Origin of the sequence: Bacillus cereus group sp. Sample62 (assembly GCF_036851315.1) — a bacterium.
Lineage (GTDB): Bacteria > Bacillota > Bacilli > Bacillales > Bacillaceae_G > Bacillus_A > Bacillus_A wiedmannii.
Map to the genome: position 1 here is coordinate 1,455,074 of NZ_JAFLPK010000001.1, position 24,613 is coordinate 1,479,686.

Consider the following 24,613-nt stretch of genomic DNA (forward strand, 5'->3'; position numbering starts at 1 on the left):
TAAGCTAGCTAGAATTCTAGTTAGCTTATTTTCTTTTGTAAGTGCAATGTTCATATATTATTCACAAAAACACCGTGTTAATAGTGATTAAAATCACAATATGTACTATACAATTCAGTTAAACTAAAAACAGTTAAGGAAATAGAGGAGTGGGATACAATGTTAAGTGCAAAAACAATTGAAATCGTAAAGTCAACAGTACCATTATTACAAGAAAAAGGCGTTGAAATTACAACGAGATTTTATCAAATTTTATTTTCGGAACATCCGGAGTTATTGAATATTTTCAACCATACAAATCAGAAAAAAGGAAGACAACAACAAGCGCTAGCGAATGCTGTTTATGCAGCTGCAACGTATATTGATAATTTAGAAGCTATTATTCCAGTTGTAAAACAAATTGGTCATAAGCATAGAAGTTTAGGTATTAAAGCAGAGCATTACCCGATTGTAGGTACATGTTTACTACGTGCAATTAAAGAGGTCGCAGGTGCACCTGATGAAGTTTTAAATGCATGGGGAGAAGCTTATGGTGTTATTGCTGATGCATTCATTAGCATTGAAGCAGAGATGTATGAAGAAGCGGCACATAAAGAAGGTGGATGGAAAGATTTCCGTAACTTTGTGGTTGTTAAAAAAGTGAAAGAAAGCGACGTTATTACATCATTTTATTTAAAACCTGAAGATGGAGGGCAAGTTTCTTCATTCATCCCAGGACAATATGTAACGATTCAAATAAATATAGAAGGTGAAACGTATACACATAATCGTCAATATAGTTTATCGGATGCTCCTGGAAAAGAATATTATCGTATTAGTGTAAAGAAAGAAAAAGGTGTAGATACACCGGATGGTAAAGTATCTAACTACTTACACGATCATGTAGAAGAAGGGAATATGTTACCAGTAAGTGCACCAGCAGGAGATTTCGTATTAAATATGGATTCAACATTACCAGTTGTGCTAATTAGTGGTGGAGTAGGTATTACACCAATGATGAGTATGCTAAATACGTTAATTGAACAAAACTCAAAACGTAATGTATGTTTTGTTCATGCAGCGATAAATAGTAATACACATGCAATGAAAGAACACGTTGAGGCAGTAGATAATGAATACGAACAAGTTAAAGCATATACTTGCTATTCTGCACCAACTGAAAAAGATTTGGAAATGAAGAACTTTGATAAAGAAGGTTTCATTGAAGCTGAATGGTTACAAACTATCATTCCGACAACTGAAGCAGAATTTTATTTCTGTGGTCCCGTACCATTTATGAAGCATATAAATGCTGCATTAACTAATTTAGGTGTGGAACAAGAGCATATTCATTATGAATTTTTCGGGCCAGCAGCAAGCTTACAATAGATGAAGTTTGAAATAAGTAAAAAAACGAGGTATTATTTTACCTCGTTTTTTATTTGTTCTCGTAACAGCCGATTTACTGTTTCACGGCGTATACCTATGAGTTGACCGATTTCAGTTTGTGTTAATATTTCATATATAGGAATGTCACCTAAATATAGTGTGAACCATTCTTGTAAACGATGTAGACGTTCTTTCGGAGAGACGGTTGTCAATTGATCGATACGCTGTTGCATCATTCTTAATTTTGATTGTAGCTGCATAGCAATATTTGCATATGATGCAGGATTTGCCTGAAGTTGATCGTACCATTCATTACTAATTATAGGTTCAACTTCTGTTTTCATTAAAGCAATTGTTGTACCGTGATATTCCTTCGGTGAAATTAAAGAATGGTGAGGTATCGTTTCACCTGGAACGATAATGTTGAATAGAAATGGTGTTCCATCTGCTTCTATCCGTACTACTTTTAATAAACCTGTTTTTATAAAATATAAAGGACCGTCCTCGCCTTGACGGAATAGTACATCTCCTTTGTGTAGAATCAATGTTAGCCCCCCATTTAAACATTTCTATTTCTTCTATTTTAGCGTATATGTATAAAGACAATATGCTATTTAAACAGCAATTTCATTGACGAAATATATGCTATTACAGTAGTATACTATTTAGTGTGTAATAGTACTAGCAATGAATACGCTGTAGGGGGTTTAGTATATTGTTAGATGCGATAAAAATGACGGATATGAAAATTCCGGCGAATGCTATCATTCATGTAGAAGAGATGAAAGGTGGAGTCGTGTTATCCGTTGAAGTAGACGGCCAAATTATTTATACGATGGCTTATGATGAAGAAACAGATAGTTATGCTGAATTATATGATCGAAACGATAAGAGGGCGTGCCAAGTACATGAGGATTTTATGGGATGGTCACTTCTTCACTAAAAAAGATGTCAATATGACATCTTTTTTTATTAAAACGATAGAATATACAAAGAAATGAAATATAAGGATAAAATTTGTAATAAATGATTTTGCATTGTTAGCACTTTGTAACTGCAAGTGAATTATTTTTTCGCTATCATAAAGATAACAGTCGCAGTTATAGGAGTGGTCAACTTGAAGAAAGTACATATTTCCAATTATATGTTATTATGTGTTTGTTTAATTTTATTTGTTCTCTTAGGAGGATTTTTATATTCATGTGTATAAGAAAAACGCATTCTAAAAAGAACGCGTTATAAAAAAGAAGTAATAATTAATCTAGTTCCGAGAATAATTAATGTGATACGTAATAAATTAATTACGGCATTGCCACTTAATTTTGTATTAATATAAGCCCCGATTTTTCCGCCAATCCATGCACCAGGAATAAGAATTAATGCGTAAACCCAGCTGACATTTCCAAGGGAGATGTGAGTTGCAGAACTTACAATTGCTGATAAAAATACGATAAACATCGAAGTTGCTACAGCAATATGTGCTGGGAATGCAAAAAGTAGCATCATTGCTGGAACAAGTAAGGCACCGCCGCCAATTCCAAATAACCCAGATATAAAACCAACTATAAAGGCGATAAAGATAGCGAGAAGCGGTGGGAATTGATAGTGTACAGTGTTTCCTTCGTTATCTGTAAAAGAACGCTTAATTACCGTCATATTTGATAAAGAAAGGGGGTTTAATTTGTCTCGTAACATAAGAAGAATGGAGACAAAAATAAGGAAAATCCCAAAATATAAAGAAAATGTATCTTGGTTTAAAAATTTGTTTGCCCATGAGCCAATGATACCACCAGGGCCACTCCCGATAAATAAAATAAGTCCACTTTTGTAATCTACTCGTTTATGCTTCATATAAGTAAGGGTGGAAGATAGTCCTGTAAAAACGACTGTTACCATTGAAGTTCCTACTGCAAGTTGTGGTGATAGACTGTGTAATCCGATTAATAACGGAACAATAATAATTCCGCCACCAAGCCCGACTAGACTCCCGACTGTCCCGGCGATTAACCCGATGAAAAGTAACATGATGTATTCCAAAATTTCCAACTCCTCTATATAACTTATCCACCAATTATTATACACGCTTTTTAATAAGAAAAAGGTTTGTTCACAAAAAAGTCGTCTTCCTAGAAAAATAAGGAAGACGACTTTTAATTAAAAGATTAAGTGTAATAAAGCGTAAAATAATGCAGCTAATGAAGCTGAAATAGGAAGTGTAATAACCCATGTAATTAACATACGTTTTGCAGTTCCCCATTTTACACCTTTCACACGATGTGAAGCACCAACCCCTAAAATAGAAGAAGAGATAACGTGCGTTGTACTAACCGGTAAGTGAATGAATGTTGCGCCGAAAATAACAAGTGATGATGATAAATCAGCAGCTACACCATTTACAGGACGAATTTTCATAATTTGTCCACCGACAGTTTTAATAATTTTCCATCCGCCGACAGAAGTACCAAGACCCATTGCGATTGCACAACATAATTGTACCCAGAATGGGATGTCGTCAGAAGTATGATAGTTATTGGCCATAAGAGCCATCGTAATGATTCCCATTGCTTTTTGTGCATCATTCGTACCATGTGTATAAGCTTGTAATGCTGCAGTGAAGATCTGGAATATACGGAAGTTTTTGTTCGTTTTCGTTAAATTAAAGTTTTTAAAGACTACTTTAAAAATACTGTATACGATATAACCAATAACAAAAGCGATAATCGGTGAAATGATTAAAGCTTCAAGAATTTTTATAAACCCTTTAAGATTTAATGAGCTAATACCGGCAGCAGCGATAGCTGCACCTGCGATTGAGCCAATAATTGCATGCGAAGAACTACTTGGAATACCGTAGTACCAAGTAATTAAATTCCAAGCTATTGCCGCAAGCAAAGCAGCTAAAATTACAAGAGAACCATTTTGCAAGGCAAATGGATCAACGATATCTTTTGTAATCGTTTTTGCTACACCTGTAAATGTCATCGCACCTAAAAAGTTCATAATAGCTGCCATAATAATTGCATGTCTAGGCTTTAGAGCTTTCGTTGAAACAGCCGTTGCAATAGCGTTTGCTGTATCGTGAAATCCATTGATAAAGTCAAAAGCTAAAGCGCAAATGACTACTAAAACGGTCAGTATCAAGAGTGTATCCATGATCAAACTCCTTACGCGTTCTTCATAATAATTGTTTCTAATACGTTTGCAACGCTTTGGCAGCTATCCGCTACTTCTTCAAGCTCTTCGTAAATCTCTTTGTATTGAATAATCTTAATCGGATCTTTCTCACGAGAGAATAAGTGCTTAATCGCATGACGGCGAATATCATCACATTGTGATTCGTAATCCTTAATCTTAATCGCGTTCGTACGAATGTCGACTAACTTCTTTTTAGAAAGTAGTTCAACAGAATTTGCAATCTCAATCGCACATTGATTAATTGCTTCAACGAATTTAATCATGTATTCATCAGCTTCTGTAATAGAATACATTTCGAATAGACCAGCACTATGATCTAATCCGTCTAATACATCATCCATACTCATTGCAAGTTGTAGGATGTCCTCACGTTCAATTGGAGTAATAAACGCTTTGTTTAGCTCCATAATGATTTCGTGAATAAATGAGTCACCTTTTGACTCATACTCTTTCATGCGCATAGAAAACTCTTTTAAATCGCTAGCATTTTTAATTTTATACTCCACGAAAAACTGCGCGCCTTCTTTTAAATTTTCGGAAACATTCATTAACATTTCAGAAAATTTATCTTTTTTTGATTTAAATACCATTATTAGTTACCCCCACAAAAGTAATATATGTAAAATATATTGGCTAGTCAATTCTAACAAAAAACTGTCGTTTTTTAAAACATTTTATCGAAAAGTTTACAAAAACTTAACATAACTCTCATTGTTGTATTAATAATATTAATAATCAATAGTGAATATCTTACTTGTAGAATGTCCTTTTCTTGCAAAAAGTATGAATGTGAAAGAAAAGCTTTACACTATAGGAACGACTACGTTATTATAATAAATTTAAAAGGAGGTATATTCTTCCTTTTGAAAAGAAGAGTGTAAACAAACGAAGGAAGTGAACGAATGAAATTGAAGAACACTCACTTAAAAAAAATGCAGGAGTGGTTCAACAAGAGGAAGAAACTTCGTAATTCATTAATTGTATTAGGGAGTTTACTCGCTACTCTATTTATTGCTATAAATATAATAATTTCCATTCAAGACATATCTGAATTAAAACAAGCTGTTCCGCAACCGACCTTAATTTATGATGCAAATAATGAAGTTGCGACTAAATTAGCTTCTTCTAAAACAGAAGGTGTTAAAAGGAAAGATATTCCTGACATTATGGTTCAGGCAATTGTTGCAGTAGAAGATAAGGAGTTTTTTAACCATCACGGTATTTACTATAGTGGAATTATAAGTGCAGTTTTTAAAAATATTACAGCAGGAGAAGTTGTAGCAGGGGGAAGTACAATTACACAACAACTTGCAAAAAATGTATTTCTGACACAAGACCGCACATATTCTCGAAAAATAAAGGAATATTTTTTAACCAAAAAAATAGAGCGTACGTATACGAAAGATGAAATTATTGAAATGTATATGAACCAAATTTATTTTGGTGAAGGGGCTTGGGGTATAAAAAGGGCAGCTAAATCTTATTTTGATAAAGATGTAAAAGATTTAACGGTTTCAGAGGCTGCAACGATAGCTGGCTTGATTAAAGCACCGTCTGCGTATTCGCCCTATAAAAACTTTAATAAGTCAATCGAACGACGTAATGTTGTATTAAGTTTAATGAAAGAGCAAGGGTATATTTCTGACGAACAATATAATAAAGAAAAAGAGAGCGGTCTTGTGTTAAAACGTGGTGTTGATGATAAATACAAGGGGAAATACTCTCAATATGTAGACTATATTGTTCGAGAAGCGATGGACAAGTACGAATTAACACAAAATGAAATTTTGGCGGGTGGTTATCGTATTTATACAGAGCTTGATCCGAAAAAACAACAGGCAGTAGAAGACGTTGTGAATAATGAGAGTTATTTCAAAGATAATGGCTCAGACCAGCTTATGCAAACGGGTGTAGTTCTTATGAATCCAAAAACAGGTGGTGTACCAGCTTTAGTTGGAGGTAGAGGACCGTATCAGTTTTTACAGTTTAACCATGCAACCCAATTAAAAAGACAACCTGGCTCAACGTTAAAGCCTCTGGCTGTATATGTACCAGCGTTAGAGCAAGGGTATGAAGTATACGATATATTAAAAGATGAACCATTTAATATTAAAGAATATAAACCGCAAAATAGTGATCATACTTTTCACGGTGATGTGACAATGTATGAAGCTGTGGCAAAGTCGTACAATGTTTCGGCTGTTTGGCTATTAGAACAAATTGGATTAGATAAAGGATTAAAATCTTTAGAGCGATTTGGTATTCCATTAGTGCCAGAAGATCGTACGTATCCGATCGCTTTAGGCGGTATGCATGTGGGGACATCTCCATTTGTAATGGCTCAAGCGTATAGTACATTTGCAAATGACGGTGTCCAAGTGGAAGCTCATGCGATTAGAGAGATACAAAATGCTGAAGGTGAAACAATTGGAAAGTGGTATAAGAAAGAGACACGAGTGACGAGCGAGAAAATTGCTCAAAAGATGACATATTTGTTAAAAGGTGTTGTCGAAAAGGGAACGGGCGAAAAGGCGAAAGTTAATAATGTTGATACGGCAGGTAAGACAGGAACTACTCAAATTGTAAATGGACCAAGCACCGGTGCAAAGGACTCATGGTTTGTTGGATACACACCAGATTTAGTAGGTGCGATTTGGGTAGGATATGATAAAACGGATAGTGATCATTATGTTCCGGGGGGAAGTCAAATTACTACGACAATGTTCCGGGATATTATGAAAAAAGCGAATGCAAATCCAGCTCAAAAAGCATTCCAGTTATCGCTCATATCTGAGGCTGATTATAAAAAACAATTGAATACAATAGAAGAGGAAAAACGAAGAAAAGAAGAAGAGAAGAGAAGAAAAGAAGAGGAACAACAAAGAAAAAAAGAGCAACAAGAGTGGATTGATAAAGTGAAAGAATGGATTCCTTCATTTTGGTAAAAGAAAGAGGCGAATAACGAAATTCGCCTCTTTTTCGTATGAGAAATTAAGTGAACTTTTAATCGGTGGGAGGAGCTGTATCTATCTCTACGAGTTGTTAGCCCATATCAATTGGGATAAATAGTATTACTCGTTAAGTGTAACATTTGTACTGCCAAAGGATTGAGAATCGTATGTGACGATTATTTTTCCTTTACTAATAGGCTCGTAAAGTAATTCTTCTTCGTAATTACCATTATTTTCATTGTGGATAGAAAGTGTGATTTCATCGATTTTTTTATTTGTATACTGATCTTTAATCGTTTCAGCAATTTGAAGTAACGCTTCGGAACTAGAAGCTTTCGTAATAAGCATTCCTTTTATAACCTTTTTTTCATTCTTTGTGGTATTGGAATAAGGGATGTTGCTTTGTTTTGTATACAAAAGTTTGTATGGAACAGTTTTTCTCTCTGCTTTTGATATAGTGGAATATTTTAGAGTTAAAAAAAATCCTACACATAAAATAATGCATACCATAAGAGCAAACCAAATGCGTATTAGTGACATAACTCTCATTTTCATCCCTCTTTCATATCTTTGACTTCACTATTTATCATACAAAATGAGGATTAAGACAGAGTAAATTTGAGGTAAAGAAACGTAAAGAAGGAGCACTTATCCTCCCAAATAAGTGCTCCTTTCTATATAAAGAGAGATTTAATGCACGGTTAAACGATACATATTATTATAAATATACTTATTGATTGAAAATTAGTAAATTCGGAATACGGATAGTGTTGCAGTTGTATCACCTGTGTTAGGAATAGAAATAGTGTTTGCTGTAGGCTGTACAGCAATCGTTGTACCAGCTTGTAAAGTAACGATTGTAGAGAAAGAAACAGCACTACCGATAACGTTAGTTGAGAAATTACGATTAGGTGGTTGGCCATTGAATGAAATACCGAATCCAAATGGTGAAGATCCTGGGAAAGTTGTAGATGCTGAGAAACTAATATCATATACGCCTGTTTCTAAAACTGTTAAAGTATCTGAAGTATCGTTGAAAGAGATATTAGTTAATTCAAAAACTTGATTAAATTGGATGTTTGTTCCAGGGGATATAGTTTGTGGATTTGAGTTGCCGATAGCTGCGATAGTTACAGGAATTGGAGTACCCGCTGCTCCTGTTGCGCCAGTAGCACCTTGAGCACCAGTAGCACCTTGAGCGCCGGTAGCACCTGTTGCGCCAGCCGGACCTTGAGCACCAGTAGCACCTTGAGCGCCAGCCGGACCTTGAGCACCAGTAGCACCTTGAGCGCCAGTAGCACCTTGAGCACCCGCTGGACCTTGAGCACCAGTAGCACCTTGAGCGCCGGTAGCACCTTGAGCGCCGGCTGGACCTTGAGCACCAGTAGCACCTTGAGCACCCGCTGGACCTTGAGCACCAGTAGCACCTTGAGCACCCGCTGGACCTTGAGCACCAGTAGCACCTTGAGCACCCGCTGGACCTTGAGCACCAGTAGCACCTTGAGCACCCGCTGGACCTTGAGCACCAGTAGCACCTTGAGCACCCGCTGGACCTTGAGCACCAGTAGCACCTTGAGCGCCGGCTGGACCTTGAGCACCAGTAGCACCTTGAGCACCCGCTGGACCTTGAGCACCAGTAGCACCTTGAGCACCCGCTGGACCTTGAGCACCAGTAGCACCTTGAGCGCCGGTAGCACCTTGAGCACCAGTAGCACCTGTTGCGCCAGCTGGACCTTGAGCACCAGTAGCACCAGTTGCCCCTGTTGCGCCAGCTGGACCTTGAATACCTTGAGGTCCTTGAGGTCCAGTAGCGCCTTGAACACCTGCTGGTCCCTGAGCACCTTGAGGTCCTTGAGGTCCAGTAGCGCCTTGAGCGCCAGCCGGTCCTTGAGGTCCAGTAGCACCTTGAGCACCCGCCGGTCCTCGAGGTCCGGTAGCCCCTGTTGCACCAGTAGCGCCAGTAGCCCCTGTTGCTCCTCCGCCTCCAAGGCAACCTGATCCGTATTGAACTAGAATAGTTTGGATCTCTGTTATAAGTCTAACTAGTTTGTCGATCGTACAACAATCTACTTTGAATAACTTAGCGATATACAATAAATAATTAAGCAGGCTTTGTAGCTCAACGTACAATGCTCCGCATGAGAAAGGTGTTGTTCTTAAAATAGTTAATAGATTAGCAATAATAGAATTTCCAATTTGTTTTTGTGCTGGAGACAAATCTAAGCAATTGAGGAATTTTTGTAGGTTATTTAGGGCAGCAATCAAGTTATTGATATTGTTTTGAGAAGGGTTTTGAAAGACCGCTTGAATAGCTTGACCAAGAGCTTGAAGCAGTCTAACAAATTCTGTAAGTTCGGACTTAGAGATGTTAATATGACTACAAGCTCTGACTTCGCAACAATCATTACCATAAAATACTTTTCCTTTATTTTTATTGTTCATTTGTTCATTCCTTTCTTTCATAGAATCAATAGTCGTTACTATATATTAAAATGAAATTTATACTAAATTCGTGATGGACAAACTACCATTTCTAAAAAAATAAGAAATTGGCCCACCTAGTAAAAATAAGTAAGGTCTAGAGAAAGCTTTATATAATGTAAAGAAGAAAAATTCAATATAAAAAACTGCATGCTAATTGTTAGGAGTGTCTAACAATTAGCATGCAGTTTGTGGAGGATTACCTCATTTATATTCATTTAATCTTTCAAGAGTTGTTTTAGGTAAAATTGGAATTGAAATAGTGAAAGTTGTACCATCTTGATTACTGGTCATTTTTAATGTACCGTTATGATTTTGAATAATTTTCTTCGTTACTGACAAGCCCAGTCCTGTGCCCGAATCTTTTGTTGAGAAGAATGGATCAAAGATATACTCTTGAATGGCTGGTGGAATACCAATTCCATTATCAGTGAAAATAATACGAACAAAGTTATCTAGGCGATAACTAGTAATTTGGATAGAAAGTTTTTTTTCGCCTTGAGCATCGACAGCGTTCTGAAATAGATTTAAAAAAACTTGCACAAGTTCATGACGATCAATATGGACTAATACATCATCTAATTCGGTAGAAAAATTATAATCAATTGAAATGTTATGTAAAAAGACTTCACTAGCTAGTAACTGTTGAATATACTCACGTAAAAATGTATTAATAGGAAACGGTTCTCTTGTAAATTCGCGTGTTTTTGAAATAGCTAAAAATTTTGTAATAATACTATTTGCGCGGTCTAATTCAGGAATAAGTAAGTTTTTAAATAATTCTTTATTAGATGGAGAATTATTTTCTTGTAAAAATTGTAAATAACCTCGTACGGTTGTAAGAGGATTACGTACTTCATGTGCAATCCCAGCTGCAATTCGCCCTGCTAACGAAAATTTCTCTGCATCACGTTCTGTGTTTAAATAATGAAAGACACTAATAACTCTAAAAATCTCTCCGTTATAATCACGAATAATTCGGTTATTTAAAATGCCATAGTTTTTGTCTAAAACTTCTTCATTATATATTTCTGTTCCCGTTCTTAATGTTTCAAGAGCTTTAATTTTTTCTTCTGGCAATTGTAGTAATTGTTGAATTGGCTTTCCGATTATATCATTTCGTACTACACCAAAATCATCTGCTGCAGCTTGGTTACATAAAGTGATATTTCCTTTAGCATCAACAAAGGTTACATGATGTGAAAAAGCATCAAAAATATGAATAAAGTATGTTTCAAGTTGCTCAAATAAAAATAATGAATCGCAAGTAAGTTGAAAATCAGCCTCTTTATTCTCTTTTTTTATGTTTTGAATGGAATGAGTCGTTCTCGTTTTCTTTATTTGTAAACCAATATGTGGATTTTTGTATGTGAAATGATGTGGTAATTGATTCACAAGTTCTTCATAAAAACGTACTTTATTTTCTAATTCTTCTATTCGTTTTTCATGAGATACAATATCATCGTTTGGAAGCATAAATAAATAACCCCTCAATTTAAAAATTCTTCCATCTAGTATATCATATTTTTATACGGATACTCTTAAAGAAGGGGCTACTTAATAAAATTGATTAGCTGAAGTGTTCGGGAAGTGAGTAGAATGAATAGAAGGTGAAGTTAAAAAGGAGGGATATATTTGCTTTTCATTGGAGTGACAGGGTGGGGAGATCATGATTCTTTATATATAGATCCCTATGAAAATAGAAATAAATTACGAACATATAGTGAGTATTTTCCTATAGTGGAAGTGGATAGTTCATTTTATGCGATGCAACCTGCACGAAACTATACAAAATGGGCAATGGAAACACCGAAAGATTTTGCCTTTATAGTAAAAGCATATCAAGGAATGACAGGACATATGAAAGGTGAAATCCCTTTTTCTACGTTTGATGAGATGTTTGATGTGTACAAACAATCTATTCTGCCTTTAATAGAAGCCGATAAATTAAAAATGATTTTATTTCAATATCCCCCATGGTTTGATTGTAAAAAGAAAAATGTGGATTTTCTTCGATATACGAAAGAAAAAATGGAAGGTTTACCGTGTGCCATAGAATTTCGAAATCAAACATGGTTTTATCCCGAAATGAAAGATAAGACGATACAGTTTCTAAAACAGGGGAAATGGATTCATACAATTTGTGATGAACCACAGGCTGGAATAGGATCGGTACCACTCGTGTTAGAGGCTACAAATTCAGACATGGCACTTATACGTTTTCACGGTAGGAATGTTCATGGATGGCTTGATAAAGGGGAAAATTGGAGAGCGGTTCGTTGCTTATATCGCTACAACAATAAAGAATTAGAAGAATGGGTAGAAAGACTAGAGCAATTAAAAAAGAAGACAAAGGATATATATGTATTATTTAACAATAATTCGGGCGGAGATGCAGCGGATAATGCGAAACAGCTTATGAAAATGATGGACATTACATATGGTGAGCCGAAGCCCGAACAATTAAATTTGTTTGAATGATAATAAACAAGAAAGGCACTGTACAAACAGGGGGAATGTACAGTGCCTTTCTATATGAAAAAGAGGGGTAACAATGTTACTGAGCGTTTGGTTGATTCATCAATTGTTGGCTTCGTAATAAATGATAATGGTTATCATTATCATTGTCAATAGTTTTCCGAAAAATAAATAAAAAACTTTTTATGAGACAGTAACGGGTAGAAATATTCCTGATAAAAGGTTTGGCTGAAGCAAAGAAGTTTTTCGGGGCAGAATGCTAGTAAACTCCTGATAAAGTATCAAAAAAAAGAACAGCAATTAATGCTGTTCTTTTCCAGTGACGAATTGTTGTAAATCAAAAGGAGTTATCGCTTGGATAAATTCTTTTGAGATAAGTGTTTGAACAAGAGTACTCTCAGAAATGGAAGCACCTGTTTTCTTTTCATAAGCTTGTTTTAATAAATCAAGTTTTTCAGCCGTTTCTTTCGGTAATTCAATTGTTAATGTGTTCATAATTTCTCCCCCTTACTATTAGAGTACCACTACAATATAGGAGAGACAAGAAAAGAGAATGTGAAACATAAAAAAGGTTACCATTTATAAATGGTAACCTTTTTTATGTATAAGAGTTATTAAGCAATACCGATATACTTTAAAGTTTTTGATGGAGTACTATGATCAAAGAAGTGTTGTAAAAATGCGATATCAACACCTGATTTGTATGCGCAATATCCCCAAGTTTTTCGAAGTGTATGTGAGCTAATCCCTTCTAATCCAACTTCTTTTGCAGCTTTGTTTAAAATGTACCATGCATGTTGTCTCGTAATAGATTTTGTTCCTTTTTGAGACTTTAATAATGGTTCATTACGTTTCCAAGTTTTACGTTCTTTCATGTAGTCTTCGATCGCGTGCTGTAAGTCTTCATTTACAGCAAACCATTTATGTTTCTTTACTTTTTCATTGTAAAATAAAATGGAATGGCGAACATTTTCATGTTCATCGATTACATCACTAACTTTTAATTGTAAGATTTCACTTACTTTTAAGCCAGAATTTACAGCTAATACGAATAATAAGCCATCACGTTTCGAAGATTGTAAAAGTATATTTTTGATAGTTTCTAATTGTTTTTCATTTTGAATAGGTTGTCCTGCTTGTTTCATTTCACGCACTCTCCTCTTTTATGTGTGTAAAGGAAAGGATTAACTTGTTTCTTACTATAAAGGGAGAGTGTGAATTTCATGTGAACTCCTAGTGAAATTAAGACAAATTATTTGACTTCTTTTACTTTTTGTAAATTAAAGTAGAATACAACACTATTAGTCGTGTTATATACACCGTACTCGGCATGGTGGAGGTCTAAAATATTTTTTACAATAGATAACCCGAGACCGGTACCTCCAGTATGACGGCTACGAGATGCATCTAAACGGTAGAAACGATCCCAAATTTTTTCAAGACTTTCTTCAGGGATAGGGTTTCCTGTGTTTTCGATTTCGATTTTTACGGTATCTTCCAGTGCTATAACGGAGACTTGTATTTTTTCTTCATCGGGCGTATAGCGAATTGCATTGCTAAGTAAGTTCACAACGACTTGCTCAATACGACTACGATTCGCTTTAACGAATATAGAAGAGTCTACATCTACGTTTACTTGTAAATGCTTTTCCTCCATGCTAAATAATAACTTTGTATAGACTTGTTGAATTAATTCACCGATTGAGAATGTCGTCATATCTAGTTTGTACGTACCAGATTCTAGTTTTGCTAATTCTAACATTTCAATAATAAGTCTGTTCATGTTTTCTGTTTCTTCTAAAATAACATCTGTGTAATACGTCGTATCTTTACTAACGCCATCTTTAATTCCTTCTGCGAAACTTCTAATTACACTAAGTGGTGTTTTTAATTCGTGTGATACACCAGAAATGAATTCTTTTCGCGTTTTCTCTAATTGACGTTCACGTTCAATGTCTTGTTGTAATTTTGTATTGGCAACATTTAATCGATCGATTCGGTCTTTTAAGTTTACAGATAACGTATTAATACTACCGGAAAGCCCACCAATTTCATCGTCTGCTGTTACAGGTAATTTCTCGCTAAAATCAAAATTGGCCATTTTCTTTGTAACTCGATTCATTTTAATTAATGGTTTCACAATGATTTTTGAGTAGTAGAAGGATAATAAAATAATTACGAGAAATACGATGATTAAGGCATAGACATAATAATCCTTTAAAACGAGCATCGCTTCATTAACAGGTTGTAAAGATGCTATCGCAAAAGCGTATTCTGTAATTTTTCCATTTTCCACAATAGGTTTTACAAAGATACTATTTTTTATATTCTCTCCACCATCTATTATATAAGTGTTTAATTGGTGCGAGTTAGCAGTGCCATTTCTAATAATCTCTGCAAAATATTGAACGGCTTGTAATGTTTCAAAATCATTTGCAAGACGAACCTCGACTTTTGATGGAAGCTGTAACTTAGATACGATACCAGTAAACTCAATTTGAGTCACAGATCTGGATCGGCTTGTAATTCTATTTTTAGCAGGATTTCCATTAATGGATGAAAAATCTGAATTGATACGTTCGTTTTGCCATCGATTATAATTTGTTGTCAATTCTAGTGGTGTTATTGATTTGCCTTGTACCAAACCGACGACGTTTATCATACCATCTTTTTTTAATCCTAAGTTTTCGAATTTATTATATTCTTCGGGCGTTAAAAGATTATTGAGTGGAATGTAATATGTTTCATTATTTTTAGGATTAATTACATCAATGTAGTAATTGGTGTCACTTTTAATAATGCCATTAGAATCTAAAAATTGCATTTCAGCATTTGTTTTATCATGAAATTCTTGTTTTAGTTTTCTAATCTCCTCATAACTTTTACCACTTTTTTCGTAATTATCTACGAACTTTTCAAAAGCAGTTTGAACAGTTTTTACTTTTTTATTAATATAAAATTTCTCTAAAAATAGAGATTGTCCTAAGAAAAAGAGAAGGAAGATGATTGTAAATAATGTTGATGTTAATAAAAATAGTTTAAAGACGATACTTCTGTTTTTCACTGTGTCACCTCTTGTGAGAAATACTGTAAATGATTTCTTTATTATAACAAACGTTACAAAAAAGTAGAGGAGAAAATCTGTCTCTTCCGAAAGTAGTTTTTTATAAAAGGTCACATAAAAAGAACTCGACAGACGTATGACGAGTTCTTTAATGTATTATTGTTGAATTGCTGCATCTAAAGCAATTTCAATCATTTCGTTAAATGTAGTTTGACGCTCTTCAGATGTTGTTTCTTCACCAGTGAAAATGTGATCGCTTACTGTTAATACAGATAACGCATTTACACCGTATTTCGCTGCTAATGTGTAAAGAGCAGTTGTTTCCATTTCTACTGCTAGTACACCGTAATCTCCAAGTTTTTTAACCATGTCCATGCTTTCGCGGTAAAATACATCTGCTGTTAAAACGTTACCAACACGAACGTGTAAGCCTTTTTCAGTTCCAGCATCGTAAGCTTTCTTTAAAAGGTCAAAGTTTGCAGCTGGTGCAAAATCAAAACCTGGGAATGTTAAACGGTTCATATTAGAATCCGTACAAGCTGTCATTGCAATAATAACGTCACGTACTTTTACGTCTTTTTGAATCGCACCGCAAGTTCCAACGCGAATTAAATTTTTAACTCCGTAGCTTTGGATTAATTCGTTTACATAAATAGAAATAGAAGGAACACCCATACCTGTACCTTGAACAGATACGCGTTTTCCTTTATAAGTTCCAGTGAAACCTAACATACCACGCACGTTATTATAGCAAGTAACGTCCTCTAGAAATGTTTCAGCGATATATTTTGCACGTAATGGATCACCAGGTAATAGAATAGATTCAGCAATTTCGCCTTGTTTTGCTTCAATATGTACACTCATGAAAAGTCCTCCTTATAATGTATTGATAGAAATCAATATCATTTGCATTATACACTATCAATCCTTTCAATTAAAATCTTTTAATTATTTGTAATATGTGCAAAGCAGGAGGATTTCATAAATCATAATCTAGAATATATATGTAAGAAGTTTTGTATGAACAGAGACAATAAAAATGGTAGGTGATGTTTTGAAAAATCTTGTCATTGGACTTGTTGCTTTGCTATTTATTGTGGTAGGAGGATTTTACATAAAAAAGTATCAGGAAACTACAGAGACTGTAGGTGATGTTCAGGAAGTAAAATGGGATGTGTCAAATGGAAAAGGAAATGAGAAAGTAGATATTTCATTTCAATTACTAAATAATAAAAATAACGAAGTTCGTGGTGTGAATGATCAAATTCGGGCAGTTATTGTAGACGGACAATTAAAGCATGTACAACAAATGAAACCTACATTTGCAGGAAATGGATCCTATAAGGTATCTTCCAAAATAGCGAAAGATGAAGGATATACAATATTTTTATATGAAGACAAAAACAAATCTGTGAAATCATTTGCGAAGAAAGATTTTGGGAGAGAAATAGAGGAGGAAAATAAGAAAAAAGTAAAATTTTCAATCGATAGTGTACTTACAAAAAAAATAGGGGAGTATGAAGTTTCTCTTTTATTTGGTGCATTGCATCCAAATGAACCAGCGACGTTAACATTTCAATTCCAAGCGAAAAAGGGTGACAAATTGAAATTACATTCAGAGAGAGGAGAAGTAGAGGCGCTCTATATCGTGGATGAGACGAGAGAAAACTTTTTATATGCAATACCTGTTGATACAGATGAGCAATTACAATATCGTATTACATTTCCTGTAGAAGGAACGTATAAAATATGGGGAGATTTCTATATAAATGGTAAGAAATATGAAAAAGAATTTATTGTACAAGTTCAAAAACGAAAAAACAGCTAAATGCTTAGCTGTTTTTTCGTTTTCCTATTAATTTTGTTACAGAAAGCATTGTAATTGGTAAAGAATGATTCTTTCTAAATGCTAAATATTTACCGCTCCATGCTGGTTTATATTTTTCTTTAAAATGACGTAGCCCGCTGAAACTATACGTATAACGAACATTATTAAAGATGGCAGCAGCAACCCGTTCAGACCAGAAAGATTGTGTCGATAAACCTACATTTGAAAGTGGTGCCATACCAATATTAAAGGAATGGTATTCATTTTCTTTGGCCCACTGGAATAGGTGGATGAAAATTGCATCCATAATGCCGCTAGGCGCATCTGGATAATAGCGCATTAAATCAACAGACAATGATCCGTCTTGATATACGGGCATAAAGGTCGTGAATGCAATGATTTTTCCATCTGCATCAGATAATGTAGCGATAGGAGCACGGCTAATATATTCACGATCAAAGTATCCGAGTGAAAAACCTTTCTCTTTTTTTCCACCGAGCCACGCATCTGAAACTTTTCTTAATTCTTCAAATAATTCGTTTGAGAACGGTGGCTGATGAATAGAGAATGTATAGCCTTCTCTTTCAAAACGGTTGAAAGTCGCTCGCATACCGGCGCGTTTTTTTCCTGTTATTGTAAATGTATTTAAATCAACGACAGCTTCTTCACCAAGCTTAAAGAAGTTATAACCAAAATCATGATATAAACTCATCCATTTACTTTCGATTTGGTAGAATACACAAATGTATCCAAATCGATCAGCCTCAGCTAAAAACTCTTGTAACACAGTACGGTAGGAGGAAGGATCCCCAATTGGATCACCTAGCACAATAAGACGTTTTCCCGTTATAGAGAAGAGAAGGAGCGCTTTCCCATCACTACTGAAGAAGAATTGTTTATCTCCTAAAAACCCTAAATGACTAAGTACATTTCCGTCATGTTCATCTAAGAAGTTTTGCAACCTTTTATCATTAGCTGGTTGCCCGGGAAATTCATTTCGATAACGATTGGCAATGAGCGAGCCAATCAGTAAAAATGTAGGAACGAAAAAGGCTGCTGCTAATGCACTTCGTTTCACTTGTGTAATATTACGGACGACAAAATCAGGTTTAAAAGCTTCTTTTGCACCTGCAAATAAAATACCTAAGTTTTTATATAAATATAAAGTTATAAGTAGGAATATAAAAACTTTTACCATATCAGAAAGTGAGACTTCCATTTTCTCGCGTACAAACCTTTTACGAAGCATATATAATACAGCGAGTACGATTAATAAAATAAACGTTTCTTCAATATCAATTCCTTTTAGCGTATTAAAGATGGCTGCTCCGATTAAAGAAATAATCGTCATATAGTAAGAACGCTTTGTTCCATAATATATGCCTCGTGAAAGGATCAGGAGGAGAATACCAAATGTTAGTGATAAGCTAAAAGAAAATTGAATAAGATGTTTTGGAGCTAGAATATGTAAGGCGTGTGCTCTGTTTATACTTGTCGGTAGAATGGTCGATAAAATAACCATTAATCCAGCAAATACTGTTAAAGCAGCAGAGGCCCATGAACCTAGTTTTCCTAGAAAATCACGCTGCAAAGTCCATATAACACCAGTTGTTTCTAATGCAGGTGCAATAAAAGGTTTATCTTCAAACTTTTTAATGGCCACGCCTGTCATTTCAAAAGCTGCAAAAATAAGACCAAGGCAGAAAGGTAAAATATAATAGACGAGGCGATATAATAACATGGCAGGTAGTAATACGCCTGTATCAATGCCATACTGTCCGAGCCCAGTTAAAAAGACAAGATCAAATGAACCAAGTCCACCAGGAACAAGACTAACAACACCAGCTAAAGCAGCAATTACATACACACCTAAAAACTTTTGAAATTCGATATCGATACCAAATAATATTAGTATGACGTACATAACAATACCGGCAGATACCCACTCAACTAATGAAACTAATGAGTATAAAACAGTTGGGTTTTTCTCTTCTTCTCCTTCTTCTTCTTGCCCTTCGATTTGCTTTGGTTTTCTATTTTTTAGTTTAGAAAAGCCAATGTATATAGGGACGAAAAGGGCGAAGAAAATAAGAACAGGCCATAGCCACGGTTTTTCATGCAAAATAAAACTTGTGTCTAATATTCCAATAAGACCGAGGAAAGAAAGAATTGCGAGTCCGTTAATAAAAGCAGTTGTCATCCAGGCGATACTTTTAATAAGTTTGCCATTTTCTTTTATGTATGGACGATAAAGCATTGTGCGTACACCAGCTCCAACGAGACCACCAAACCCAATAAATCCATTTAAAGTATTAGCAATCCATGAGATACGAAAAATCTTTTGGACTGGTATATCAGCTTTTAAATAACGAAGCATAACATAGTCATAAAAGAACATTGTTGATACGGCAAATGCACCAAGTGTAATTGCTAAAAAGACTCCTCCGGTTGGAATGTTTTTAATTGTATTGATTGCTTCTAAAAAAGAAATGCCTGCTAATTCTTTTTTTGCTTGAAAGAATACAATTGTTAATACAACAAATGGGAAGATAATTTTCCCGATTTGTAAGAAACGTTTCCATGAAAACGACATAAATACAACTCTCCTTGTATAAGAAAACTGAGACAATAATATTATTATGACAAACTTCAAGAAAAATAAAAAGGTAAATTCCTGTATAGGGAAGCTATTTTTTATATGGGTTATATTTAAAAGAGTATTTCGTTTGTCAGAAAATTAAGTTAAAATGAATTGAAAGAAGGAAGTGAGGGGAAGTAGATGATTATAATAGGTTATGCGGGATATGAGTTAGAGAAAGCAAAACCTAATACATCAGAAGATTTCTTTAATAGATCTGAAGTGACATATATATTAAATAATAAAGAGAAAACTTTTTCCGTTTTATACGTTCGATATTTTGAAGAAGTTTTACAAGAAATTACTCCTTTTGAAGGAAATCCAGTATGTAAAGTAGAAGAACAAGACATATATTTACGGGATATTGTAGCGATATGTTGTTTACTGAAAGAGAATGAGCATCGCATGCAAAAACGTTTATATTTAAATAATATAGAAGCATTCCAACAATATTTTGATGAGGGAACAGTGGTGAAAGTACAAGAAATATTGGCTGAATTACATAAAAATAAAAGAGTAGAAATAGCGTGAAATGGCAAAGGAGAGGGAAAAAATGTCTAATCTAATGGTTGAAAATCAAACAGAACAAGTTTCTATGTTTTTAGAAGATGTTATTACTTTGATAACCAATTATGTAAATTATCATACGTTGCCTTCTTTATTAGAAGAAACACCAGCAGGGAACGAGCAATATTATAAAGGGTTATTAGCATCAATAAGACGTCTTCTCGTTTTTTGTGAAGAAGGACATGATGCATGTTTTGTTTTGTTAAATAGCCAGCCATTTCGAAAAACAGCAGCTGAGAAAATTTTATATAAAATTTATCATCAAGTAATTGCAGAGTTTTTCTCACCAAAGAGTGATCATTGGTATGAAAATAGTCGGTCTGCCTATACAGGGAAAAACTCCATCGTTTTTCAACAAACGCCACCAGCATCTATAGAGCAAGTGATGAAGAGTTTAGAAGGAAAATTTCAATTGATGCGTGAAGAACTAGAATATTATGAGACGGATTACCAAACAAAGATGTTACACAAATATTAATTGCGAAAAAGAAGCTAAGGGGACTTAGCTTCTTTTCCTTTTGTAAAGTTATATAAGGGATTTCCTTTGAATATATTTATGGGGATAGCATTAAGGAGGTGTAACATGAGTCAGCAAGGTGTATTTACAGATTACTTTCATGAAGTAGAAAGCTGGTGTGAAAGTGTTCTTCACGTATTAGATAGCCGTGCAATGGAAGTGTATGATGTCCATATGCTTGCTTATAAAATTCAAACGTTATTAGATCGTATGAAAGAGCATGAGTATGATACAGATGCAGAGTTTATGTATGAAATAAGTGATGATGTAGAACATATTCAGCATCATTTGCAGGAAGTATTTGTGCAAGGAGAAGAGGAATATGAACTATGTGAAAGAGGGGATAATGAACGAGCTGTTCCAATTGGAGGACATACACTTCCACCATTACCTTATCCGTATAATGCGTTAGAACCGTATGTTTCTAGAGAAATTATGATGTTACACCATGATAAACATCATCGCAGTTACGTGGAAGGATTAAATAAGGCAGAGAAGATGATGGAAGAAGCGAGAAAAACAAATCAATTTGATTTAATTAAGCATTGGGAAAGAGAAGCGGCTTTTCATGGATCAGGTCATTACTTACACACGATATTTTGGAATAACATGAAAAAAGATGGTGGCGGAAGTCCAAGAGGGGCTCTTTCACAACAGATTGAACAAGATTTTGGGAGTTTTTTACGTTTTCAAAAACATTTCACAGAAGCAGCTTCTAAAGTGGAAGGATCAGGCTGGGCGCTTCTCGTTTGGGTACCACGATCTGGAAGATTAGAAATTTTGCAGAGTACACTTCATCAATTATTTACACAATGGGATACGATACCGCTCCTCGTACTAGACGTGTGGGAACATGCGTATTATTTACAATACCAAAATCGAAAAGATGAATATATTAAAAACTGGTGGAATGTTGTAAATTGGCCTGATGTAGAAAAAAGATTTGAAAGTGCGAAACAAATTGAATGGACACCGTATTAGACGCAGGTTCTCTGCGTCTTTTTTATTAGAAGGAGAAAGAGATTTCGTTCATATTTTAAAAGGCCAAGCATACACTTGTACAAAAAGTGCCAAAAGGACGTGGGGGGGAAATATGAGACGAATTTGTGTAATAATCACGCTTCTTATTATGTACGCAAGCGTTATGCCAATTCCTACATATGCAAAGATGAACAGTAATGTCAGTGCTCGAAATGCTGTATTAATGGAGCAACAGTCCGGTCGTGTATTATACGGAAAAGCAGAACATGAGCCACAAAAAATTGCTAGTATAACAAAAATTATGACAGCCTTGTTAGCTGCTGAATCAGGAAAAATGAAAGAACTGGTATCGGTTAGTAATGAAGCGGTGAGAGTAGAAGGATCAGCAATTTATTTAAAGCCTGGACAGAAAGTGAAGTTAGAGGATTTAGTATACGGACTCATGCTTAGATCTGGTAATGATGCAGCACAAGTAATTGCTGAAAATGTAGGAGGAAGTATAGAAGGGTTCGTATATTTAATGAATGAAAAGGCGAAACAAATTGGAATGAAAGATACTCATTTTTCAAACCCACATGGTTTGGATGGAGATGGATCCCATTATTCATCAGCCTATGATATGGCACTTTTAACAAAGTATGCAATGGGGAACGAAACCTTTAAGAAGATTTTTGGGACAAAAACGTATAAATCAGATTCGTGGGATTATCCGTGGAAAAACAAACATAAACTCGTGACGTCTTATTATGAATTTGCGACAGGAGGAAAAACAGGTTTCACGAAGAAAGCAGGGCGGACACTTGTTACAACAGCATCAAAAGATGGACTAGATCTAATTGTCGTAACTTTGAGCGCTTCTAGCGATTGGGATGATCATATGAATTTATTTGATAAAGGTTTTGAACGTTTTAAGCAAACAAACGTTGTAGGACAAGGAGCTCTTGCTGAAATAACTGAAAAGAAATATGCCAATCATGTTTATACGAAAAATAGTTTTGCGGTGCCTTTAACTGAGCAGGAAAGAAAGAATGTCGTATTAAAAGTTGAACTCGATAAAAGTGCAAAACTTAAAGATGGAGTAAAGGTTGGGAAGACAGAAATTTATGTTGGCAATGAGAAAGTTGGAGAACGGAATTTATTTTATAGTAAACGAAAGTTAGTAGCTACAACGGGAATGTATTGGAATAATGTGAAAGAAATTTTTTCTCATATGATAGGTGTTGGGAGCGATGGTTAATCTCGTATGGGTAGCGATGGCAGTCATAGGGATTGTATATGCCATGATAAATGGAACGATGGAAGCGATAAATAAAGCCGTATTTGACGGGGCAAAAGATGCAGTAACAATTTGTATAGGACTTATTAGTGTATTAGTATTTTGGCTCGGTTTAATGAAAATTGCAGAGGAAGCAGGGTTGTTAAAAAAGTTAGTGTCACTTTTTATGCCGATAGTAAAAAGGTTGTTTCCAGAAATACCGAAAGATCATCCGTCAATGGGATTTATTTTATCGAATATGATGGCGAACTTTTTTGGATTAGGGAATGCAGCGACCCCTCTTGGTATTAAAGCAATGGAACAATTGAAAGAGTTAAATGGAGGGAAGGATTCGGCGAGCCGTTCTATGGTAACGTTTCTCGCGTTAAATACATCAGCGATTACTTTAATTCCTACTACTGTCATTTCGATTCGAATGACGTATGAATCAGCGAATCCTACTGAAATTGTTGGGGTAACATTCATTGCACAAGTACTCTCTATGATCGGAGCGATTTGGATTGACCGCTATTTTTACCGAAGAAGGAGTAGGAAGGGGCGGAAAAAATGAGCATTGTAAATACAATTTCATTATGGGTAATCCCTTGTGTAATTGGTTTTATCCTTTTATATGGCACGATAAAGAAAGTGCCAACCTATGAATCGTTCGTTGAGGGGGGAAAAGAAGGAATTCAAATTGCAATCTCCATTTTACCGTTTATGGTTGGAATGCTTGTATCTATTTCTATATTTCGAGCTTCAGGTGCATTAGATGCAATGATATCAGTAATGAAGCCGATGTTAGATTTAATTCATGTCCCAGCAGAAATTGTTCCACTAGCACTTATCCGCCCTATTTCAGGCTCTGCTGGTTTAAGTATTACGACCGATTTAATTGCCACATATGGGCCAGACTCGTTTATTGGAAGGTTGGCTTCTACGATGCAAGGGAGTACAGATACGACTTTTTATATTTTAACAGTATACTTCGGAGCTGTTGGAATTAGAAAAATGGGAGATGCATTAAAAGTAGGACTTTTTGCCGATTTAATCGGGATTATTTGTTCAATTGTGTTTGTTTCTTTAATGTTTAAGTAAGGCCGCTATTCATTTTTTATGCTATTTCGCTTATAATACGTATACGACCACTATTAAGGTGTTGCTTAATAGTGGTTTTTTTATGCGGTATTTTTGACAAAATGATGAACTTTTATTGTGAGCAATATGAAGAATATGGACAATAATAAAAGGTAAAAACATGATTTGCCCTTTATATGTTTATTATCATCG

General features: G+C 35.0%; 23 protein-coding genes. 11 read left to right on the forward strand and 12 right to left on the reverse strand.

Going from position 1 to position 24,613, the window contains the following annotated elements; genetic code table 11:
* The first annotated feature begins 159 nt into the window (after nucleotides 1-159).
* Nucleotides 160-1,368 carry an NO-inducible flavohemoprotein gene (gene hmpA, locus J0835_RS07385; RefSeq protein ID WP_087979956.1) on the forward strand — a complete coding sequence of 403 codons (1,209 nt, stop codon included), beginning with the start codon at nucleotides 160-162 and terminating at the stop codon, nucleotides 1,366-1,368.
* A gap of 32 nt (nucleotides 1,369-1,400) precedes the next feature.
* Here the strand turns inward: hmpA and J0835_RS07390 are convergent, their stop codons facing one another.
* The gene (locus J0835_RS07390; protein ID WP_087979957.1) at nucleotides 1,401-1,913 is read right to left on the reverse strand and encodes a Crp/Fnr family transcriptional regulator; all 513 of its coding nucleotides are present in this window, start codon (nucleotides 1,911-1,913) and stop codon (nucleotides 1,401-1,403) included.
* A 170-nt stretch (nucleotides 1,914-2,083) separates the two neighbouring features.
* Between J0835_RS07390 and J0835_RS07395 the strand changes: the two genes are divergently transcribed.
* Nucleotides 2,084-2,311 carry a hypothetical protein gene (locus tag J0835_RS07395; RefSeq protein WP_000882906.1) on the forward strand — a complete coding sequence of 76 codons (228 nt, stop codon included), beginning with the start codon at nucleotides 2,084-2,086 and terminating at the stop codon, nucleotides 2,309-2,311.
* A 293-nt stretch (nucleotides 2,312-2,604) separates the two neighbouring features.
* Here J0835_RS07395 and J0835_RS07400 read toward each other — a convergent pair whose 3' ends face one another.
* From J0835_RS07400 to J0835_RS07410, 3 genes are all read right to left on the reverse strand, one after another.
* Complete coding sequence (locus tag J0835_RS07400) at nucleotides 2,605-3,405, reverse strand: sulfite exporter TauE/SafE family protein (RefSeq protein ID WP_000455764.1); 801 nt, start codon at nucleotides 3,403-3,405, stop codon at nucleotides 2,605-2,607.
* A gap of 117 nt (nucleotides 3,406-3,522) precedes the next feature.
* Nucleotides 3,523-4,521 (reverse strand): inorganic phosphate transporter, encoded by a 999-nt coding sequence (locus tag J0835_RS07405; RefSeq protein WP_000380274.1) that lies wholly within the window; start codon nucleotides 4,519-4,521, stop codon nucleotides 3,523-3,525.
* 11 nt (nucleotides 4,522-4,532) lie between these two features.
* Nucleotides 4,533-5,153, reverse strand: a complete 621-nt coding sequence (locus J0835_RS07410) for a DUF47 domain-containing protein (protein WP_000231446.1) — start codon at nucleotides 5,151-5,153, stop codon at nucleotides 4,533-4,535.
* A 312-nt stretch (nucleotides 5,154-5,465) separates the two neighbouring features.
* Here J0835_RS07410 and J0835_RS07415 point away from each other — a divergent pair, with 312 nt between their 5' ends.
* Nucleotides 5,466-7,508, forward strand: a complete 2,043-nt coding sequence (locus J0835_RS07415) for a transglycosylase domain-containing protein (protein ID WP_087979958.1) — start codon at nucleotides 5,466-5,468, stop codon at nucleotides 7,506-7,508.
* 126 nt (nucleotides 7,509-7,634) lie between these two features.
* On the opposite strand, the gene J0835_RS07420 is transcribed toward J0835_RS07415, so the two are convergent.
* The 3 genes from J0835_RS07420 to J0835_RS07430 form a co-directional block, all read right to left on the reverse strand.
* Complete coding sequence (locus J0835_RS07420) at nucleotides 7,635-8,063, reverse strand: hypothetical protein (protein ID WP_001265570.1); 429 nt, start codon at nucleotides 8,061-8,063, stop codon at nucleotides 7,635-7,637.
* Between the two features lie 195 nt (nucleotides 8,064-8,258).
* On the reverse strand, nucleotides 8,259-9,956 hold the full coding sequence (locus tag J0835_RS07425) for a Gly-Xaa-Xaa repeat protein (protein ID WP_333728116.1): 1,698 nt from the start codon (nucleotides 9,954-9,956) through the stop codon (nucleotides 8,259-8,261).
* A gap of 243 nt (nucleotides 9,957-10,199) precedes the next feature.
* On the reverse strand, nucleotides 10,200-11,471 hold the full coding sequence (locus J0835_RS07430) for an ATP-binding protein (RefSeq protein WP_087979960.1): 1,272 nt from the start codon (nucleotides 11,469-11,471) through the stop codon (nucleotides 10,200-10,202).
* 159 nt (nucleotides 11,472-11,630) lie between these two features.
* Between J0835_RS07430 and J0835_RS07435 the strand changes: the two genes are divergently transcribed.
* A complete protein-coding gene (locus tag J0835_RS07435) occupies nucleotides 11,631-12,476 on the forward strand; it encodes a DUF72 domain-containing protein (RefSeq protein ID WP_087979961.1) in 846 nt (281 codons plus the stop codon).
* Nucleotides 12,477-12,773: 297 nt separating this feature from the next.
* On the opposite strand, the gene J0835_RS07440 is transcribed toward J0835_RS07435, so the two are convergent.
* The 4 genes from J0835_RS07440 to deoD form a co-directional block, all read right to left on the reverse strand.
* Nucleotides 12,774-12,968, reverse strand: a complete 195-nt coding sequence (locus J0835_RS07440; protein WP_001094861.1) for a DUF3924 domain-containing protein — start codon at nucleotides 12,966-12,968, stop codon at nucleotides 12,774-12,776.
* 119 nt (nucleotides 12,969-13,087) lie between these two features.
* Nucleotides 13,088-13,618 carry a tyrosine-type recombinase/integrase gene (locus J0835_RS07445; RefSeq protein ID WP_000806231.1) on the reverse strand — a complete coding sequence of 177 codons (531 nt, stop codon included), beginning with the start codon at nucleotides 13,616-13,618 and terminating at the stop codon, nucleotides 13,088-13,090.
* A gap of 107 nt (nucleotides 13,619-13,725) precedes the next feature.
* Complete coding sequence (locus J0835_RS07450; protein WP_087979962.1) at nucleotides 13,726-15,537, reverse strand: sensor histidine kinase; 1,812 nt, start codon at nucleotides 15,535-15,537, stop codon at nucleotides 13,726-13,728.
* A 156-nt stretch (nucleotides 15,538-15,693) separates the two neighbouring features.
* Complete coding sequence (deoD, locus tag J0835_RS07455) at nucleotides 15,694-16,401, reverse strand: purine-nucleoside phosphorylase (protein WP_000110707.1); 708 nt, start codon at nucleotides 16,399-16,401, stop codon at nucleotides 15,694-15,696.
* Between the two features lie 175 nt (nucleotides 16,402-16,576).
* On the opposite strand from deoD, the gene J0835_RS07460 reads away from it, so the two are divergent.
* Complete coding sequence (locus tag J0835_RS07460; protein WP_140386714.1) at nucleotides 16,577-17,365, forward strand: hypothetical protein; 789 nt, start codon at nucleotides 16,577-16,579, stop codon at nucleotides 17,363-17,365.
* A gap of 4 nt (nucleotides 17,366-17,369) precedes the next feature.
* Here J0835_RS07460 and mprF read toward each other — a convergent pair whose 3' ends face one another.
* Nucleotides 17,370-19,958, reverse strand: a complete 2,589-nt coding sequence (mprF, locus tag J0835_RS07465; protein WP_087979963.1) for a bifunctional lysylphosphatidylglycerol flippase/synthetase MprF — start codon at nucleotides 19,956-19,958, stop codon at nucleotides 17,370-17,372.
* Nucleotides 19,959-20,144: 186 nt separating this feature from the next.
* Between mprF and J0835_RS07470 the strand changes: the two genes are divergently transcribed.
* From J0835_RS07470 to spmB, 6 genes are all read left to right on the forward strand, one after another.
* Nucleotides 20,145-20,534: a hypothetical protein gene (locus J0835_RS07470; RefSeq protein WP_087979964.1), complete on the forward strand. Its 390-nt coding sequence runs from the start codon at nucleotides 20,145-20,147 to the stop codon at nucleotides 20,532-20,534.
* Nucleotides 20,535-20,556: 22 nt separating this feature from the next.
* Nucleotides 20,557-21,048: a YpuI family protein gene (locus J0835_RS07475; protein WP_016088674.1), complete on the forward strand. Its 492-nt coding sequence runs from the start codon at nucleotides 20,557-20,559 to the stop codon at nucleotides 21,046-21,048.
* Between the two features lie 105 nt (nucleotides 21,049-21,153).
* Nucleotides 21,154-22,068 (forward strand): superoxide dismutase, encoded by a 915-nt coding sequence (locus J0835_RS07480; protein ID WP_087979965.1) that lies wholly within the window; start codon nucleotides 21,154-21,156, stop codon nucleotides 22,066-22,068.
* A 112-nt stretch (nucleotides 22,069-22,180) separates the two neighbouring features.
* On the forward strand, nucleotides 22,181-23,305 hold the full coding sequence (dacB, locus tag J0835_RS07485; RefSeq protein WP_087979966.1) for a D-alanyl-D-alanine carboxypeptidase DacB: 1,125 nt from the start codon (nucleotides 22,181-22,183) through the stop codon (nucleotides 23,303-23,305).
* Entirely contained in the window at nucleotides 23,298-23,894 is a 597-nt protein-coding gene (gene spmA, locus J0835_RS07490) for a spore maturation protein SpmA (RefSeq protein WP_000247806.1), read from the forward strand. Before dacB ends, spmA begins: the two co-directional genes overlap by 8 nt.
* Entirely contained in the window at nucleotides 23,891-24,421 is a 531-nt protein-coding gene (gene spmB, locus J0835_RS07495; RefSeq protein ID WP_000029511.1) for a spore maturation protein SpmB, read from the forward strand. Before spmA ends, spmB begins: the two co-directional genes overlap by 4 nt.
* Nucleotides 24,422-24,613 lie beyond the last annotated feature (192 nt).